Raw genomic sequence first — 16,430 nt, 5'->3', positions numbered from 1 at the left:
TTTCCTCTTTATTCTGCCAGGAAAAGGCTGCCTTTTTCTGTGCCGTCGTTGAGTTTATCCAGAATATTTTCTTTTCCGCCGTTTGCCAGCAGCATTGGAATTCCGTAGACTGTTGTTTTTTCTGCCGCCTGAATTTTTGTTTCGATTCCGCCTGTTCCAAAATTGTTTGTGCCGCCAATGTGAATTGTTTTTCGCAATTCTGGAATTGACTTTACGACTTCTACGAGTTTTGCGTTCTTGTTTACTTTTGGATTGTCTGTAAAAATTCCGTCGATGTCGCTAAAAAGAATTAGAAGGTCTGCGCTCCAGAGAATTGATGTGAGCGCCGCAAGGTTGTCGTTGTCGCCGATTGAAAATTCGAGCGTAGAAACGGAGTCGTTTTCGTTGATGATTGGAACAACGCCTTCGTCTGCAAGTGTAAAAAGCGTGTTGCGGATATTCAGTGAGCGGTTGTTGTCTTCAAAATCTTCTTTTGTCAAAAGAATCTGTCCGATGTGAAGTCCTTGTTCGTTGAACGCTTTGCGCCATTGAGCCATAAGTTCTACCTGACCGATTGCGCACAATGCCTGCCGAAAATGCAGGTCTTTTTTGCGTGCCCATTCTTTTAGTGTCGAAACCCCGGAAACCTGCGCTCCTGAAGAAACTATGACGAGTTGTTTTCCCTGATCGATTAAATTTTTGCACTGTTTTGCAAACGAAGCCATAAATTGCGTATTTTGTGTTCCATCCGGCAATGCAAGTGTGTTTGAACCGATTTTTATAACGATTTTGCGAGAAGATTTTATTGCGTCCTGAATATTCATAGCAGTATTTTAGTGAAAAGACAGGCTGTGGACAACAAGAAATTTTTGTGGTTATAAATTGAATTTGGAAAATGCGTTTTATTGAAGTTTTTACAATGCCGTTCGATGTTGAATTAAGAGGTCTTTCTCATTAAAATAGTAGAATGTTTCGTATTTATGTAGAACGCAAGCCTGGCTTTCAGAGTGAAGCTCAGAGCATTTTATCGGAGATCAATGGATTTTTGGGCATTTCCTCTGTAAAGGGAGTGCGTTACTTTAACCGCTACGACATTGAAAACACTTCGGAAGAAGTGTCTAAGATGGCCGCATCGAGAATTTTTTCTGAGCCTCAGAGCGACAGTGTGGCTTATGAAGAAGTTAAGATTGATGAAAAAGACACGGTTATTGTGTGGGAATATTTGCCTGGACAGTATGACCAGCGAGCTGATTCTGCCGAGCAGTGTCTTTCGCTTTTGCGCGAGTCTATGAAGAATTCTGCAAAAGTTTGCTCTCTTCCTCCGCGTGTTCGATGCGCAAAAATGGTTGTTTTGTCTGGAAGCATTGGTGCTGACGAGATTCAGAAAATTCAGCATTATCTTATAAATCCTGTTGACTCGCGTCTCACAGACTCAAAAATTCCTGAGACTTTGGAAATAAAAGCTGCCGAGCCGGGAGACGTTCCTGTTGTTGAAGGATTCAACAAGTTTGGCAAAAAAGAGCTTAGTGAATATATTTCAAAGATGGGTTTGGCGATGGACTTGCCTGACATCCAGTTCCTGCAGAAATATTTCAAGTCAATCGAGCGCGACCCGACCGAGACTGAAATCCGCGTTCTTGACACTTACTGGTCTGACCACTGCCGCCACACAACGTTCAACACAGTTCTTAAAGACATAAAAATCGACAAGGGTCCTTATGCCAAGCTTTTCAAGCAGTCTCTTGAAAACTACAAGGCTCTTCACACAGACCTTTACGCGAACCGCAAGGACAAGCCGCTCACTTTGATGGACATGGCGACAATCGGCGGAAAATATCTTCGAAAGCACGGAATGCTCGACGACATGGAAGTAAGCGAGGAAAACAACGCGTGCTCTATCTTCATCGATGTTCATTACACGACAGACAAGGACGGAAATCCTTATCCAGAGGGAAAGGACGAAGTTGAGCAGTGGCTTTTGCAGTTCAAAAACGAAACACACAACCATCCGACAGAAATCGAGCCTTTCGGAGGCGCGGCAACTTGTATCGGAGGCGCAATCAGAGACCCGCTTTCAGGACGAAGCTGGGTTTATCAGTCAATGCGCGTTACAGGAGCAAGCGACCCGACTGTTCCGATGAGCGAGACTCTCCACGGAAAACTGCCTCAGCTTAAGCTCTGCCGCGAGGCTGCACAGGGGTTCTCTTCTTACGGAAATCAGATTGGATTGACAACTGGACAGGTTACAGAATTCTATCATCCAGGGTTTGTGGCAAAGAGAATGGAGCTTGGAGCTGTAATCGCGGCAAGCCCTTATTCAACAGTAATGCGCGAGACTCCAGAAGCTGGCGACATTATCATATTGCTTGGAGGCGGAACCGGACGCGATGGAATAGGAGGAGCGACAGGCTCTTCTAAAGTCCATACGGAAAAATCCGTAACGACTGCGGCTGCGGAAGTTCAGAAAGGAAACGCCGTTGAGGAAAGAAAAATCCAGCGTCTTTTCAGAAATCCAGAAGTAAGCCATATGATTCGCCGTTCAAACGACTTTGGCGCAGGCGGAGTTTCTGTTGCTGTAGGCGAGCTTGCCCCTGGACTCGACATCAATCTTGACGCTGTTCCAAAAAAATACGAAGGCTTGAATGGAACAGAGCTTGCAATTTCTGAAAGCCAGGAGCGAATGGCGGTTGTTGTTCGTGCCGGCGATGTTGAGAAATTCATAAAATTCTGCAACGACGAAAACTTGAATGCGGTTGTTGTCGCAACTGTTACTGATAAAAATAAGCTCACAATGAAGTGGCGCGGAAAGACGATTGTTGACATTGACCGCTCATTCTTGGACTCGGCTGGAGCTCCTCATTACGCAAAGGCAGAGATTGAAAGTCCTGCTGAAAACAGAAAATCTCCTCTTGTCCAGCCGCTTGAAAGCGTAAAAAAAGCGCTCGGCGACTGCGCCTCTGCGACAGGAGAAAGCGGCGAAAGCGAGCCTACAAAAGAGCAGATTAAAAACGCTTTTGTCGCAAACATCTCAGACCTCGCATGCTGCTCTCAGCGCGGACTTCAGGAACGCTTTGACGGCTCAATCGGCTCTTCAACTGTCTTGTTCCCGTTCGGCGGAAAATATCAGGGAACTCCAGAATGTGCGATGTCGGCAAAAATTCCAGTGGTTTCTCCACGCGAGACTTCAACTGTCAGCCTTATGTCTTACGGCTACGATCCGCGCGTTGCTGAATGGTCTCCGTGGCACGGCGCGCAGACAGCGGTTTTGTCTTCTCTTGCAAAAATCACTTGTATCGGCGGAAAAGCGACTACAAGCCGCATGAGCTATCAGGAATTCTTCGGACGCACAGTTGACGAGAAAACTTGGGGCTATCCGGCGGCGGCTTTGCTCGGCTCTGTTGATGCGCAAAAATCAATGGGCTGCGCTTCAATCGGCGGAAAAGACTCAATGTCTGGAACTTTCGAGCATATGAATGTTCCCCACACTCTCGTTTCTTTCGCAGTCGCTCACGATGAGGCAAAAAACGTTCAGTCAGGCTCATTCAAAAAATCTGGAAGTTATATTTATCTCGTTCAGGTTCCATATTCTGCTGAGCTTGCGCCAGACTGGGAAGTTTTCAAGAAGAATTCAGACGCGCTTTATGAGGCGAACAAAGCCGGAAAAATTCTTGCGATGTATCCGGTCGGAGCGGGCGGAATCGCAGAGGCAATCACAAAAATGTCTTTTGGAAACAAGATTGGTGTTCAGCTGACTGCAATTCCTTCAAGCGCTACTGCAATTGGATTCCATCGCAATGTAAATAATACGATTGCAGACTTGTTTACTCCGCTCTATGGTTCGATTATTGTAGAAACTGATGATGACAAATTCGAGAACAACGAATTTGTAAATACGACTGTAATTAGAATCGGAAATACTCAAAAAGATCCGGTTATCAGCGTTGCAATGGAAGGACTTAATCCTCTTCCTCTTACAGAAATTTCGCTTGATGAGCTTTACGGGGCTTGGGATAAAACTCTTGCAAAAGTATTCCCGCCAGTTTCTTCTGCAAAACCTGCTGAAAAACTTCCTGAATGGGCAGTTGAAAAGCACTCTTCTCTCGAAGAAGCCCGTGCAAAAGTTTCTGCCTTTACAGTTCTCGACAAGGCAAAAGCTAAGCCTCGCGTAATTGTTCCTGTTTTCCCGGGTACAAACTGCGAATATGACATGGCTCGTGCTTTTAATTTGGCTGGAGCAGATTCAAAAATCTTTGTTTTCCGCAACAGAACTTCAAAAGACTTGGAAGAATCTCTTGTTGGATTGCAAAAAGAAATTTCTGGCGCACAGATTGTTGCGTTTGCAGGCGGTTTCTCCGCTGGCGATGAACCTGACGGTTCAGGCAAATTTATTGCAAACGTTATTCGGGAGGCAAATATTGCGCAGGCAATTACAGACCATCTTGAAAAGAAGAATGGCTTGATTCTTGGAATTTGCAACGGTTTCCAGGCTTTGATTAAGACGGGACTTGTTCCTTTTGGAAAAATTGTTGAGCCGGCAGCCGAAAATCCGACACTTACTTACAATAATATTCACCGTCACATAAGCCGCGTTGTCAGAACGACAATGGTAAGCGCTTCTTCTCCATGGGCTTTGGACAAAACTGTTTTGGACACTCGCCCGCACTATGTTCCAGTAAGCCACGGTGAAGGACGTATTATTATGTCTGAAGAATTTGCAGAAAAAATGTTCAGAAACGGCCAGGTATTTACACAGTATTGTGACGAAAATGGAATTCCTGCTGTGAGTGAACCGGATAATCCAAACGGCTCAGCATTTGCAATCGAAGGCCTTACAAGTCCGGACGGACATGTTCTCGGAAAGATGGGACATTCTGAACGCACTGTTGGAATCGGTGGATTTAGCAATGATTTGATTAAAAATATTGCTGGTGAAGACGATGGATCTTCTTCTTGCCAGAATATTTTTGCTGCAGGTGTAAGATACTTTAATTAAGCCTTCGGTTTAGGGATTTTTGCGTGCAAGCACGCTGCGACTTTTGCTGACGCAAAACTCGTGATTATAGTGTGTGTTAAAGCACACGACCTAAGCCTTCGGCTTAGGGATTGGAGTGGTGGAAGTGGCTGCTTTGACAGCCACCGTAGGCGAATGCCGTAGCCACGGAAAGCCCGGCCCGCGCGAGCGGGAAAGCCCCAAATTTTAAAATTTAGGAATTTAAAATGAAAAAAAATTTGAAACTTTTTGCTGTTCTTTTGATGAGTTCGGTTATTTTTGCCGGATGTTCAAAAAAAGAAGAAACTCAGGCTCGCAAGCCTTCAGAAAATATTGACTCGTCGACTTGGGTTGACAATTTGATTGACGGAAAAGCCGCGGCCTCTAAAGAAAATAAAAAAATCTTCTTGCTTTTTTCGGGCGATGATCAGGATAAATCGAGCGCTGAGCTTAAAGAAAAGATTTTCAACCGCGACGGTTTTATTTCTGAAATGACAAAAAATTATGTTCTTGTTAATTTGGATTTTTCAAATTCGCTTTTTGACAAGGCTGCTGCTGAACCGACAGCTTCTGAAGAAGAAAAAGCCGAGGCTGCTAAACTTTGGGTCAAACTCGAAGAAAATATGCGCGATGCCGGACTTTACAATATTCAGGTAACTCCTTCTTATTATCTTTTGACAAAAGAAGGCTATGTAATTAAGCAGATGGTTTTTGAAAATAAACCTGAATCTGTTGAAGATTTTTTTGCCGGTTATAATCCGCTTGTTGAAGAAATTGCTGAATACGAAAACACGATTTCTGCGGCTCGTTCTGGAAAAACAGAAGACAGGCTGGCTGCAATCAACCGTCTTTTTGAAAAAACTGACCCTCAGTTGCGCTATCTGCTTGCTGATTTTTGCTCGGATTATATTAAGCTCGACAAAAAAAATTCGACTGGAATGGTTGGAAGCTATGTCGTTGCATTGGCAAATTCAAACGCTGTTCAGCATTATCTTGACCAGGATCCTCTGGCTGCAAGTGAAGAATTTGCAACGGCTGCAAAGAGCAAATTTTTGGAACCAGAGCAGAAACAGCAGTGTCTTTATACAGCGGCATACCTTTTTGCTTCGAGCGGAACGGACGACGCTGCAAAAGTTAAAGATTATTTGCAGAAAGCTTACGATGTGGCTCCGGATTCGGAATATGCAGAGTCAATTTTGAGCATGATGCGAATGATGGAAGAAAAATATGGTGAAAATGCAGAGCCTTCTGCAGACGCACATGCGCCGGAAGCTAAAGATTCTGCGGAGAATTAAAATATGGACGGCTACCCCTCGGATAATTTAATTATTCTTTTATTGGTTGCGATTACTTGCATTGTGCTTTCGTCGCTTTTTTCGGCTTCAGAAAGCGCATTTCTCGGACTCAACAAGCTTCGCGTTCATTTTTTGCGTGAAAAAGGTGATAAACGCGCTATTCGGGCTGGAAAACTGCTTGAACGCAAGGAAGAACTTTTAAATATGCTTTTGGTCGGAAACGAAATTGTAAATGTTACGCTGTCCGTTGTTTTAACTTCAATATTTTTAAAACTTTTTGGAGCGGCTGGTCTTGGAATTGCCACTTCAATTTCGACTGTTTTGCTTTTGATTTTTGGAGAAATTACCCCAAAAAGTTTGACTACGCGTTATCCAGAAAAATCGTCTTTTTTCTTGAGCCGGTTTGTCTGGTTTTTCTTTTATTTTTTGCGTCCTTTTGTAATAATTTTTACTTCAATTTCCAGACTTTTTTTGAAAATTTTTGGAATTTCCACCAAAAAGAAACAGGCGACTTTTACCGAAGAGGAAATCAAAACTTTTATTGATGTTGGCGGCGAAGAAGGTGTCCTTGAAAATGGCGAAAAAAATATGATGAACCGCGTTTTTAAGTTCACCGATTTGAATGCCACCGATATTATGGTTCCTCGTTGCGATGTAATTGGAATTGAAGCAAAGGCTTCTTACCGCGATATAATTCAACTTTCTGAACGAACGAGAATCAGCCGTTTTCCAGTTTATGCCGAAGACGGAATTGACAATATTCTTGGTGTGCTTTATGTAAAAGACTTGCTGTTTTTTAGAGGCGCAAAGGAAGATTTTTCTGTCGAGAAGCTGATGCGTCCTCCGCTTTTTATTCCTGGAACTACAAAAATGTCTTCGATTCAGGAGATGATGCGTAAAAATAAGCAAAGTTTTGCTGTTGTAATTGATGAATATTCTGGAACTGACGGAATTTTGACGACAGAAGACATTGAACGTGAAATTTTTGGTGCAATTGCGGACGATTTTCAAAAGGCAGGCGACTCGACTTCTGTCCATATAAAAAATCCTGACGACAATTTGCTCGATGGAAGCGCTCGGCTTATTGATTTGGCGGACGAACTCCACTTAAAGCTTGAGAGCCGCGACAACGAAACAATTGGCGGTTACATTTGCGAAGTTTTAGGACACATTCCTGTTCCCGGCGAATTTATTGAAGTGGGCGAATATCGTTTTGAAGTGAGCTCAATGGACAGGCTCAGAATTGCAAGCGTTCATTGCACAAGAATTCCTGGAGGCGAAGAATAATGAAAATTTTTGTCGAAATAATTCTTCCGATTCTTGCCGACATTTTGCTGGTTTTGATTGTTGCTTTTTTTGCTGCGAGCGAAACGGCTTTTTTGTCGATTACCCGTGTAACCTTGCATCAGATGATAAAAAAAGATGGCGATAAAAAAAATACGCCGGCCAAAAAAATTCAATTTTTAAAAAAAGATACAAACCGCCTTTTGTCGCTGATTTTGATTGGAATCAATTTTGTAACTTCTCTGGCTTCCGGTCTTGCCGCAATGATTGCGATTAAAATTGCAGGAAATTCAGGCTCGACCTATGCAACAATCATTATTTCGTTTGTTTTGATTGTTTTTGGAGAAATTATGCCAAAAACTGTCGCTGCTGTTTATCCAGTCCAGATGGCAAGTATTTTTGCTTCTCCGCTGATTTTTTTAGAAAAACTTTTGTTTCCGATTGTCTGGCTTTTTTCTAAAATTACAGATTTTATTACGGAAATTCTCACAAGTTTTATTCACGAAGGCCGGGAACTTATAACTGAAGACGAGTTAAAATCGCTGATTGCAGTTGGTGCAAACGAAGGAACTTTGGAAAACAGCGAAAAGCGAATGTTGTATAAAATTTTTGAATTTACGGATTTGAAAGTTCACGATATTATGCGCCATAAAAGTCAGGTTCAGTTTGTGCCGGAAAATGCCTCGTATGTTGAAATTGCCGACATTTTTGCAAAAACTGGCTATAGCCGGCTTCCTGTTTGCCGAGGTTCCTTTGAGGATGTTCTTGGTGTTCTTTATTACAAAAATGTGCTTTTGGCGGGAAGAGTTATAAAGGAATCTAAAAATCTGGCGGCAAGATGTATGCGTCCGGCGCTTTTTATTCCAGAAACGATTACAGCGACAGAGCTTTTGCAAAAATTTAGAAAGGAAAACATAAATTTTGCAGTTGCTGTTGACGAAAACGGTTCAAATATCGGAATTGTAACGATGGACGACATTATGCGCGCGGTTTTTGGACACAGCGTGCACGGAGAACAGTCAGATATTCCTCCAGAAACCTTGATAGTTCCTGTTACTTCAAAAGAATTTTTGGTTCCTGGCGATATGAAAATTGACGATGTAAATGAACTTTTAAAGCTTGAGCTTGTAAGCGATGATTACGACACTCTTGCCGGCTGGCTTTTGGAACAGTTTGATGCAATTCCGGAAGCAGGCGAAACAATTCGCCGTGACGGAGTTTTGTTCAAGGTAGAAGACCAAACCCGCCATCGGATTCAGAGCGTAAGAATCACATTCCCGTAATATTAAAAGATTTGCCGCAGATTCCTTGCAAAGGCGGTTTACAAAAAATCAATAAAATAGTGTAAATTCGTCTTTGCAAGGCAATGCGTTTTTTTTTGCAGTCGGCCTTTACTGGTGTTTTGCAATTTCCGAAATTATCCGGGCGGTTTCTTCGATTCCTGCTGTTGAACTGTTAATCATAATGTCGTAGTTTTTGCGGTCGCCCCATGTTGCTTCCGTAAAAGTGTTGTAATGATTTGCACGGCGTTTATCAATCTGCTGAATTGTCTTTTTTGCCGCCTGTTCCGGTTCTTTGTACAAGTCTTCGATTCTTTTGAGTTTTTCTTCCAGATTTCCGTAGATAAAAACATTTAAAAGAGATTTTGAATCAATTTCATCGCTTGCTTTAAGAATATAATCTGCGCAGCGTCCGACAATTACGCAGTTTTCTTTTTTTGCAAGGTCGAGAATAACTTTGCGTTCGGCATTAAAAACCTGGTCCGCAAGAGGAAGCATCTGAGTTCCGTTTATCGAAGCCGCGCCATTTGCTGTTCCAGAGTAGCTTGAGCCTAAAAGAAGATTGTATAAAAATCCTGAAGAAAGATTTTGTTCAGTTTTTTTTATAAAATCTGGAGAAAGTCCGCTTTCCTGAGCGGCCATGTCGATAATTTCCTTGTCGTAAAAATCATAACCCAAAGTTTCTGCAACGAGTTTTCCGATAAGTCTTCCGCCGGAACCGTATTCACGGCTGATTGTAATAATTTTTTTCATAAAAAGCCTCCGTAAAGACTGATTTTTGTTTTTTGTAGGCTTATTATATCACAAAAATGCAGAATTTTAGGAAGCTAATTTTTAGAAAAATTTATATTTAAATGAAAGGGAAATGTTAAAGCATTGCTGATTTGCGCCGCCTTCTGAATCTTCAAGCTCGTTATTTTTAGACCATCTTTGAGAATTGCTGGAATATGATTTTCCACGAAGAGTTTTCATATAAAGGTAGTCTGCGTTAAGACAGATTGATTTTTTTGAATCGATTTTATACTCGGTGTTGAAATTGCAATTAAAGAGGCTGCAAAAATCCGAAACAATGTCTAAAAAATAAAGATCTCTTAAATAATGGCAGTCGATTGATTCTGAATAGACAAATGGAGAAAATTTAAATCCTGCTCCGACAGAAAAATTTTTTGGAAGCTTGAAATCGATGCTGCCTCCGAGCCAAAAAATAAAATTCTGCCGTTTATAAGAAATTACGTCGCCAGAAAAATTGATTATTTCCCGGTTTGCTTCAGCTTCATCGTTCCAGGCCGCATAATAGCCGTCTATTGCGTTTCCATACCAGCCAGTTCCGTTTTTTGCCGTAAACTTAAATAACTGGTATTCAAACTCAAAAAACGGGCTTATCTTTGCGCTGATTTTTTTTAGCTCTGGAAGTTTGAACGAATAGCCGGTTTTTAAGCTTGCAGAAATGTCATAATCGATATAATTGTCGCTTTCCGAATAGCATGTTTTGTAATCGTGTCCAGAAGTTTTTGTCACATCGCTTGGAGAATTATTGAGCCAGTCAGAATCTTTCATTGTTCCGCATTTTAGCGGGAATCCTGCCGTAAATCCTGCTTCCAGAAAGACATTTTTATAGCTGCCGTTAAGTTTTAGCCCAGAATAGAATTCGTTTTTGATTTCCCAGTTTAATTCACTTAATTTGTCGCAATCGTAGTTCGACTCTTTTAAAAAGACATATTCGTTTACCTGGCCGTTTTTTATTCCAATCAGCGGTTCAACAGAAAGCGAAAAGTCTGTTTTTTTTATTTCGGCTGTGGCATAAACTGAGGCAAAAATCGAAAAAAAAGGAATTGCTAAAACTAACGGTAAAACTTTTTTCATTTTATTTTTGATTAAAAGGATCAACTCCAAAAATGCTTGCCAGCTGTTTGCGTGTTGCTTCCATGTCTTTTTGATAAGGCGCGGTAAAAGTCATGCGTTCGCCGGTTTTTGGGTGTTCGAGCGAAAGACTGTAGGCGTGAAGAGCCAGTCTGCTTAAAAGCGGACGTTCTGTTTCTGTGTCTCCGTTCCAGCGTTTTTTTATGTCGCTCAGGCGGACAGGTTTTTGGTTTCCAGAATAAAGAGGATCGCAGACGATAGAAAGTCCGATCGACTGCAAGTGAACGCGAATCTGGTGAGTTCTGCCGGTTTTTGGGCGGGCTTCAAGCCAGCTGTACGGTCCGCATATGCCGATTAGTTTAAAATCTGTGATGCTTGTTTTTCCAAAGCGCGAATTTATCGTTGTGCGGTGGCGCAAATCTCCATCTGGCAAAAGTTTTGAGTCTACGGTTTTTGTCTGCCAGAGCGGCCGCCCGTTTACAAGACAGTGATAGATTTTTTCGACAGTCCGGTTTTCAAACTGCATAGAAAGCGCGCGGTGTGAATCTGCATTTTTTGCGTAAATTACACAGCCGGAAGTGTCTTTGTCGATTCTGTGGACAGCATAAAGCCTGCCGAATTCTTTTTCAGCTTCGGAGTCTAAACGTGGAGCGTCTGGATCGTAGCGGTCTTGCGCAACTAAAAGTCCGGAACGTTTATTCAATACAATAATGTCGTCGTCGTTATAAATGACAGTGTAATTTGGCGTAATTTTCATAGAAAAATTGTAGCACAAAAAAAGAGTTGATAGAAGTTGAATTTGGACGGCACCGCATGGTCAAACCGGTGTTTCAGTGTTGTCATTCTAAAAAACGGGGTTTTTTAGAACGCCTTCGGCGCACTTGCACCCCGGCGTAGGTTTTGCCTAAAAAAAGCAAATTGACAAAAATGGAAAAAGTGTCATAATGGTAATAATTAGTATTTTGGCTCTCTATAATTTGAGGTGCCGATTTTTAGGGGAAAAAAATGGCTATTATTAAACCGATGATTCGTTCGAACATTTGTATCAATTCGCACCCGCTTGGATGTGCACAGGATACTAGAAATCAGATTGCCTATGCTGTTGCTCAGAAAGCAAAACGCGGAACAAAAACAGCCGCTGAAGGCGGTTATGCTCCAAAGAACGTTCTTGTTCTTGGTTGCTCCACAGGATATGGACTTGCGAGCCGTATTTCGGCGGCTTTTGAATATGGCGCAGACACAATCGGTGTTTCGTTTGAAAAAGAAGCTACAGAAACAAAAGCCGGAACTCCTGGTTTTTACAACAATATGACTTTTGACAAGGAAGCACAAAAGGCTGGCCTTAAATCAAAAACTTTCAATATGGACGCTTTTTCTGACGAATGTCGTCAGGCGGTAATTGACGAAGCAAAAAAACAGGGAATTAAATTCGACCTTATTATTTATTCTCTCGCTTCTCCAGTTCGCACAGATCCGGATACAAAGGTTATGTACCGCTCTGTAATCAAACCTATCGGTTCAACATTTACAGGTCCTGCGCTTGATATGATGACTGGAAAAATTGCTATTCAGGAAGTAAAGCCTGCCGAAGGCGATGACATTCCAAATACTGTAAAAGTAATGGGCGGTGAAGACTGGGAACGCTGGATTAAACAGTTAAAAGAAGCGGATGTTCTTGCTGACGGTGTACGCACACTTGCTTATTCTTACATTGGACCAAAATACAGCCATCCGATTTACCGCGACGGCACAATTGGCGAAGCAAAAAAAGACTTGGAAGCCCGCGCCCACAATATCGACAGCTCCCTCAAAGGATTGAACGGCGCCGCTTATGTTTCAGTAAACAAAGGCCTTGTAACCCGCTCTTCGGCAGTAATTCCAATTATCGCGCAGTATCTTGGAGTTTTGTTCAAGATTATGAAGGCAAAAGGAACACACGAAGGCTGTATCGAACAGATGGAACGTCTTTTTGCTGAGCGTCTTTACACAGCGGACAAGAAAGTTCCTGTAGATTCAGAAAACAGAATCCGCATAGACGACTGGGAACTTGATCCTGCAGTTCAGGCAGAAGTAGACAAGGCAATGCCAAATGTTACAGAAGAAACAGTAAACGAATACTGCGACATGGAAGGACTCCGCCACGACTTCTTGATGATTAACGGTTTTGAAGTTCCAGGCGTTGACTATACCAAAGAAATCGCAAAAATGAACGAAATAGACTAGTCAAAAATTAAACAAAAGCTTTTTAATGATTAAAGACCTGCTTTTTTTAGGCGGGTCTTTTTTATTTTAGGAGCGCACCGCAATCACAAACCGGCTCTTCACGGTTCCGCTTACGCTCCATTCATGAACGCTTTGCGCCGTTCCGATCCGGGCTAAGTTTTTCCGCAATTACAGCATTTTTCTCTTCCTGTTCTAATAGGAAGATGAGTTTTGTTCTAAGCGGAAAGGACTTCCTGTTAGAGCAGGAATGAAATTCCGGCTAGAAGAGGAAGAAACATTGTCATAATCTAAGGCTGGCAGACACTTTCAATAGATTATCGGGCCAGCCCGATAATGACAGGGGGCGTCGCCGCATTAACGAGATTGTCTGAATTTAAGAAAAAGCTACCCCGGATGCGCAGGACGGCAGTCGACCGCAGGCTTTAGCCGAGGACGATGAGCGTGAGCGAATCCGTAGCAGCCGGATAAGACGATAAAATGTGGTTCTAAAAAAAATCTTTGGTTGTCCAAAATGACATTTTGTGCTAAATTGTCAAGATAATGAACACTTTAGTTGCTTTGTGCGCAATTGGCGCGGAAAAAATTCTTGGAAACGAAATTAAGCTCTTGGGTTACAGGCTTGCTGGAAATGCTCCTGGACGCGTTTTTTTTGAAGGCGATGATGACGCTCTTTTTAGGGCGAACCTTTGCCTGCGGACTGCCGACCGCGTTTATCTTTTAATGGCTCGCTACAAGGCTGAAGATTTTGATCAGCTTTTCGAAGGAGTTTATTCTGTAAACTGGCAGGATTTTTTTAAGAAAGATACAAAAGTTACGGTTGATAAAGTTCGTTCGTATAAATCAAGACTGAATTCTGAACATTCTGTGCAGGGAATGGTTCAAAAAGCGATTTATAAAAAACTCGGCGACAGATGGAATATGTCTTCTTTGCCGGAAACTGGCGAAAAAAGCGATGTCCGCGTTTATCTGGATAATGACGAAGCGTTGATTTTGCTGGATTTGAGCGGATTGCCTTTGCACAAGCGCGGCTATCGTACTGACGGCGGAATGGCTCCTTTGCGCGAAACTACTGCTGCCGTTCTTTTACAGATGAGCATGTGGAAGAGAAAAATTCCTTTCCACGATCCATTCTGCGGTTCGGGAACTTTGCCAATCGAAGCGACACTTTTTGCTTTTAACGTTGCGCCGGGTTTTGGCCGGAGATTTGCTTTGGAAAATCTTCCTATTTTTAACCGCGAACGTGCAATCGAAATAAAAAATGCTGAAGCGGCAAAAATCCGCACCGACGTTGAAGTTCGCATTACAGGAACGGACATTGACCCTTCTGCCGTTGAGCGGGCCCGTTTAAATGCTGAGCATGCCTGCGTAACTGCCGGCCGTGCGCTCAAGGCGATTGGTGTTGATGCCCATTTGTGGCGTCCTGATTTTCAGGTGAGCGATTTTAAGGACATTGAAGCTCCTTACGAAAACGGAATGATAATCTGCAATCCGCCGTATGGCGAGCGTCTTGGCGATGAGCGTCAGGCCGCGGAACTTTATTCAAGCATGAAAAGTCTTTTTGAAGATTTTAAAGGCTGGCAGATTGGCGTAATAACTGCGCACAAAGAGTTTCAGGAAAATGTTGGCCGCTATGCTACGACCTTAAAAAGCATAAAATCTGGAAACTTGGACACGATTTTCTATCTTTATAACGGAACAGAAAAAGAAAAAAAACGTGGTGTTCGTCCGGCGGATTTTAATTCAAACAGAAAAAAATCCGGAGAATGGAAAAAAGACAGTCCAAAAAAACAGAATGAAAAGCCTTTTGCTCCACGCGAACGCAAAAATGAAAATTCAGGCAAGGAATATTTTTAATGGCTATTGTTGTTGAACACGAAAAAAGAAAAAGGGAAATTCTCGAAAAAGCGATGGAACTTTTTTGCCGTGATGGGTATGAAGACGTTACCTTTCAAAAAATTGCGGATGCCTGCGGAATTACGCGCACAACGCTCTACATTTATTTTGGAAGCAAACACGAAATTTTCAATTTCAGCATAAAGCAGTTGTCTTCGGATCTGGAAGTAAAATTTTTAAAAATCATAAAAGACCATTCTATAACGGCGGAAGACTGTCTTCGAAAAATTACTTCGGATGCAATCGACGCCTGTGTCGAAAAAAAGACTCTGTTTGAAATCTTAGTTCCATATCTTACAGGGCTTTATAAAACCGGCGATAATGTTTATGAAAGGGTTCGCCGCCGTACAATCCGCATAAATCACCTTTTGAGCATGATGATTGTGCGCGGTCAAAAAAATGGCGAATTTAGAAAATTTAGCGTAAAAACTGCAAATGATTTAATTTTCGGCTTGATTATCGAATCAGTTTTTAAAATGGCGGTTCTTCACAATGCGGAAGTTGACAATATAAAGGCAAGTTTGAATCTTGCAATCGACGGACTTTTGGCAGACCGCCCGGAAAGCTAAAAATGACAGAAAATTCTCAAAAAAAAGAACCGTTTTATCTAAACGGACTGCATTTCGGATGCCAGCGATGCTCATTTTGCTGTGGACATTCTCCGGGATTTGTTTATCTTTCGGAGCGCGATTTAAAGGCCTTGTGCAGCTTAAAAAAACTGTCTGTAAAGGATTTTGTCGAACAGTATTGCCGATGGACAGATTATTACTACGGAACTCAGGTTCTTGCCCTTAAAGAACAAAAAAATTACGACTGCATTTTGTGGAATAGCGGCTGTTCTTGCTACGAGGCGCGGCCTGTTCAGTGTTCGACCTGGCCGTTTTGGAGCTGGATGATTGAATCAAAAGAAAGTTGGGAAGACTGCGCTAAAGAATGTCCAGGAATGAATAAGGGACGGCTCTGGACTTTTGACGAAATTGAAGAAAACCGGCTTGCCTACGAAAAAAATGTTCCGATTCACAAAGAAGAAGTTTTAAAAATTATTGAAGAAGAATCTCAGCTGTAAGTTTTTATAATTTCATCTGCAACGGCAATCCGCTTCATGCTGCGGTCCATTGCCTGTTTTTCGAGAAAACGGTGGGCTTCCTGCTCTGACATTTCTTTGTTCTGCATTAAAAGCATTTTTGCGCGGTTTACAATGCGGATTTCTTCCATTTTCTCTTTGAGTTTGATTGTCTGGCTCGAAAGAACTTGAACCTTGTACTGAACGGCAATTGCAATTTTTATCATATTGTAAAAATAGAACTGGTCAAAAGGCGAAGTTATCGTAAGAATTCCGTAAGGCTCAACTCTGTAGCTCAGCTGGTCAAAAAATTGTGTCGGCGCAAGAAGCAGGATTGTGCTTGTGCAGGAAGAAATATCAACCGCAAAGTCGGTTCCTTCACCGTCAGAAAAATCGACAATTACAATGTTAAAAACCCGTTCGTTGCAAAGCCGGCGGGCTTCGTTAAAATCTTCTGCCAAAATTACATCGAACATTGGCGGAACAAGCATTGTGCTTATTAGAGTCGAAGTTTTTATGTCTTTTGTCACAACCAGAACGCTATGTATATCTGATGCCATAAG

13 protein-coding genes are annotated in these 16,430 nt (G+C 42.2%); 8 read left to right on the top strand and 5 right to left on the bottom strand.

The genetic code is table 11. From position 1 onward, the window contains the following. Window positions 1–8: 8 nt before the first annotated feature. On the bottom strand, window positions 9–803 hold the full coding sequence (gene proB / locus B4N75_RS07380) for a glutamate 5-kinase (protein WP_296692709.1): 795 nt from the start codon (window positions 801–803) through the stop codon (window positions 9–11). A 143-nt stretch (window positions 804–946) separates the two neighbouring features. Here proB and B4N75_RS07375 point away from each other — a divergent pair, with 143 nt between their 5' ends. From B4N75_RS07375 to B4N75_RS07360, 4 genes are all read left to right on the top strand, one after another. Next, window positions 947–4,972 (top strand): phosphoribosylformylglycinamidine synthase, encoded by a 4,026-nt coding sequence (locus tag B4N75_RS07375; RefSeq protein WP_296707027.1) that lies wholly within the window; start codon window positions 947–949, stop codon window positions 4,970–4,972. Window positions 4,973–5,196: 224 nt separating this feature from the next. After that, complete coding sequence (locus B4N75_RS07370) at window positions 5,197–6,264, top strand: hypothetical protein (RefSeq protein ID WP_296692705.1); 1,068 nt, start codon at window positions 5,197–5,199, stop codon at window positions 6,262–6,264. 3 nt (window positions 6,265–6,267) lie between these two features. Continuing rightward, window positions 6,268–7,551, top strand: a complete 1,284-nt coding sequence (locus tag B4N75_RS07365) for a hemolysin family protein (protein WP_296019360.1) — start codon at window positions 6,268–6,270, stop codon at window positions 7,549–7,551. Beyond that, on the top strand, window positions 7,551–8,831 hold the full coding sequence (locus tag B4N75_RS07360) for a hemolysin family protein (RefSeq protein WP_296669241.1): 1,281 nt from the start codon (window positions 7,551–7,553) through the stop codon (window positions 8,829–8,831). Before B4N75_RS07365 ends, B4N75_RS07360 begins: the two co-directional genes overlap by 1 nt. A 108-nt stretch (window positions 8,832–8,939) precedes the next feature. Here B4N75_RS07360 and B4N75_RS07355 read toward each other — a convergent pair whose 3' ends face one another. From B4N75_RS07355 to B4N75_RS07345, 3 genes are all read right to left on the bottom strand, one after another. Then, a complete protein-coding gene (locus B4N75_RS07355) occupies window positions 8,940–9,581 on the bottom strand; it encodes an AAA family ATPase (RefSeq protein WP_296019354.1) in 642 nt (213 codons plus the stop codon). Between the two features lie 81 nt (window positions 9,582–9,662). Then, the gene (locus B4N75_RS07350) at window positions 9,663–10,691 is read right to left on the bottom strand and encodes an omptin family outer membrane protease (RefSeq protein WP_296707025.1); all 1,029 of its coding nucleotides are present in this window, start codon (window positions 10,689–10,691) and stop codon (window positions 9,663–9,665) included. 1 nt (window position 10,692) lies between these two features. Continuing rightward, the gene (locus B4N75_RS07345; protein WP_296669236.1) at window positions 10,693–11,445 is read right to left on the bottom strand and encodes an RluA family pseudouridine synthase; all 753 of its coding nucleotides are present in this window, start codon (window positions 11,443–11,445) and stop codon (window positions 10,693–10,695) included. A 248-nt stretch (window positions 11,446–11,693) separates the two neighbouring features. Here B4N75_RS07345 and fabV point away from each other — a divergent pair, with 248 nt between their 5' ends. The 4 genes from fabV (at window position 11,694) to B4N75_RS07325 (ending at window position 15,870) form a co-directional block, all read left to right on the top strand. Further along, window positions 11,694–12,911, top strand: a complete 1,218-nt coding sequence (gene fabV, locus B4N75_RS07340) for an enoyl-ACP reductase FabV (RefSeq protein ID WP_296707023.1) — start codon at window positions 11,694–11,696, stop codon at window positions 12,909–12,911. Window positions 12,912–13,451: 540 nt separating this feature from the next. Further along, a complete protein-coding gene (locus tag B4N75_RS07335) occupies window positions 13,452–14,765 on the top strand; it encodes a THUMP domain-containing class I SAM-dependent RNA methyltransferase (RefSeq protein ID WP_296669233.1) in 1,314 nt (437 codons plus the stop codon). Further along, window positions 14,765–15,373 (top strand): TetR/AcrR family transcriptional regulator, encoded by a 609-nt coding sequence (locus B4N75_RS07330; protein WP_296019342.1) that lies wholly within the window; start codon window positions 14,765–14,767, stop codon window positions 15,371–15,373. Before B4N75_RS07335 ends, B4N75_RS07330 begins: the two co-directional genes overlap by 1 nt. A gap of 2 nt (window positions 15,374–15,375) precedes the next feature. Beyond that, complete coding sequence (locus tag B4N75_RS07325) at window positions 15,376–15,870, top strand: YkgJ family cysteine cluster protein (protein ID WP_296707022.1); 495 nt, start codon at window positions 15,376–15,378, stop codon at window positions 15,868–15,870. Here the strand turns inward: B4N75_RS07325 and B4N75_RS07320 are convergent. Beyond that, on the bottom strand, window positions 15,861–16,427 hold the full coding sequence (locus B4N75_RS07320) for an ANTAR domain-containing response regulator (RefSeq protein ID WP_296669230.1): 567 nt from the start codon (window positions 16,425–16,427) through the stop codon (window positions 15,861–15,863). The two genes, B4N75_RS07325 and B4N75_RS07320, sit on opposite strands and share 10 nt — an antisense overlap. Window positions 16,428–16,430 lie beyond the last annotated feature (3 nt).

The organism is Treponema sp. UBA7570, from assembly GCA_002477955.1.
GTDB lineage: Bacteria > Spirochaetota > Spirochaetia > Treponematales > Treponemataceae > Treponema_D.
Note: the sequence above shows the minus strand (reverse complement) of the source record. Positions and strands in the feature narration are given on the sequence as shown.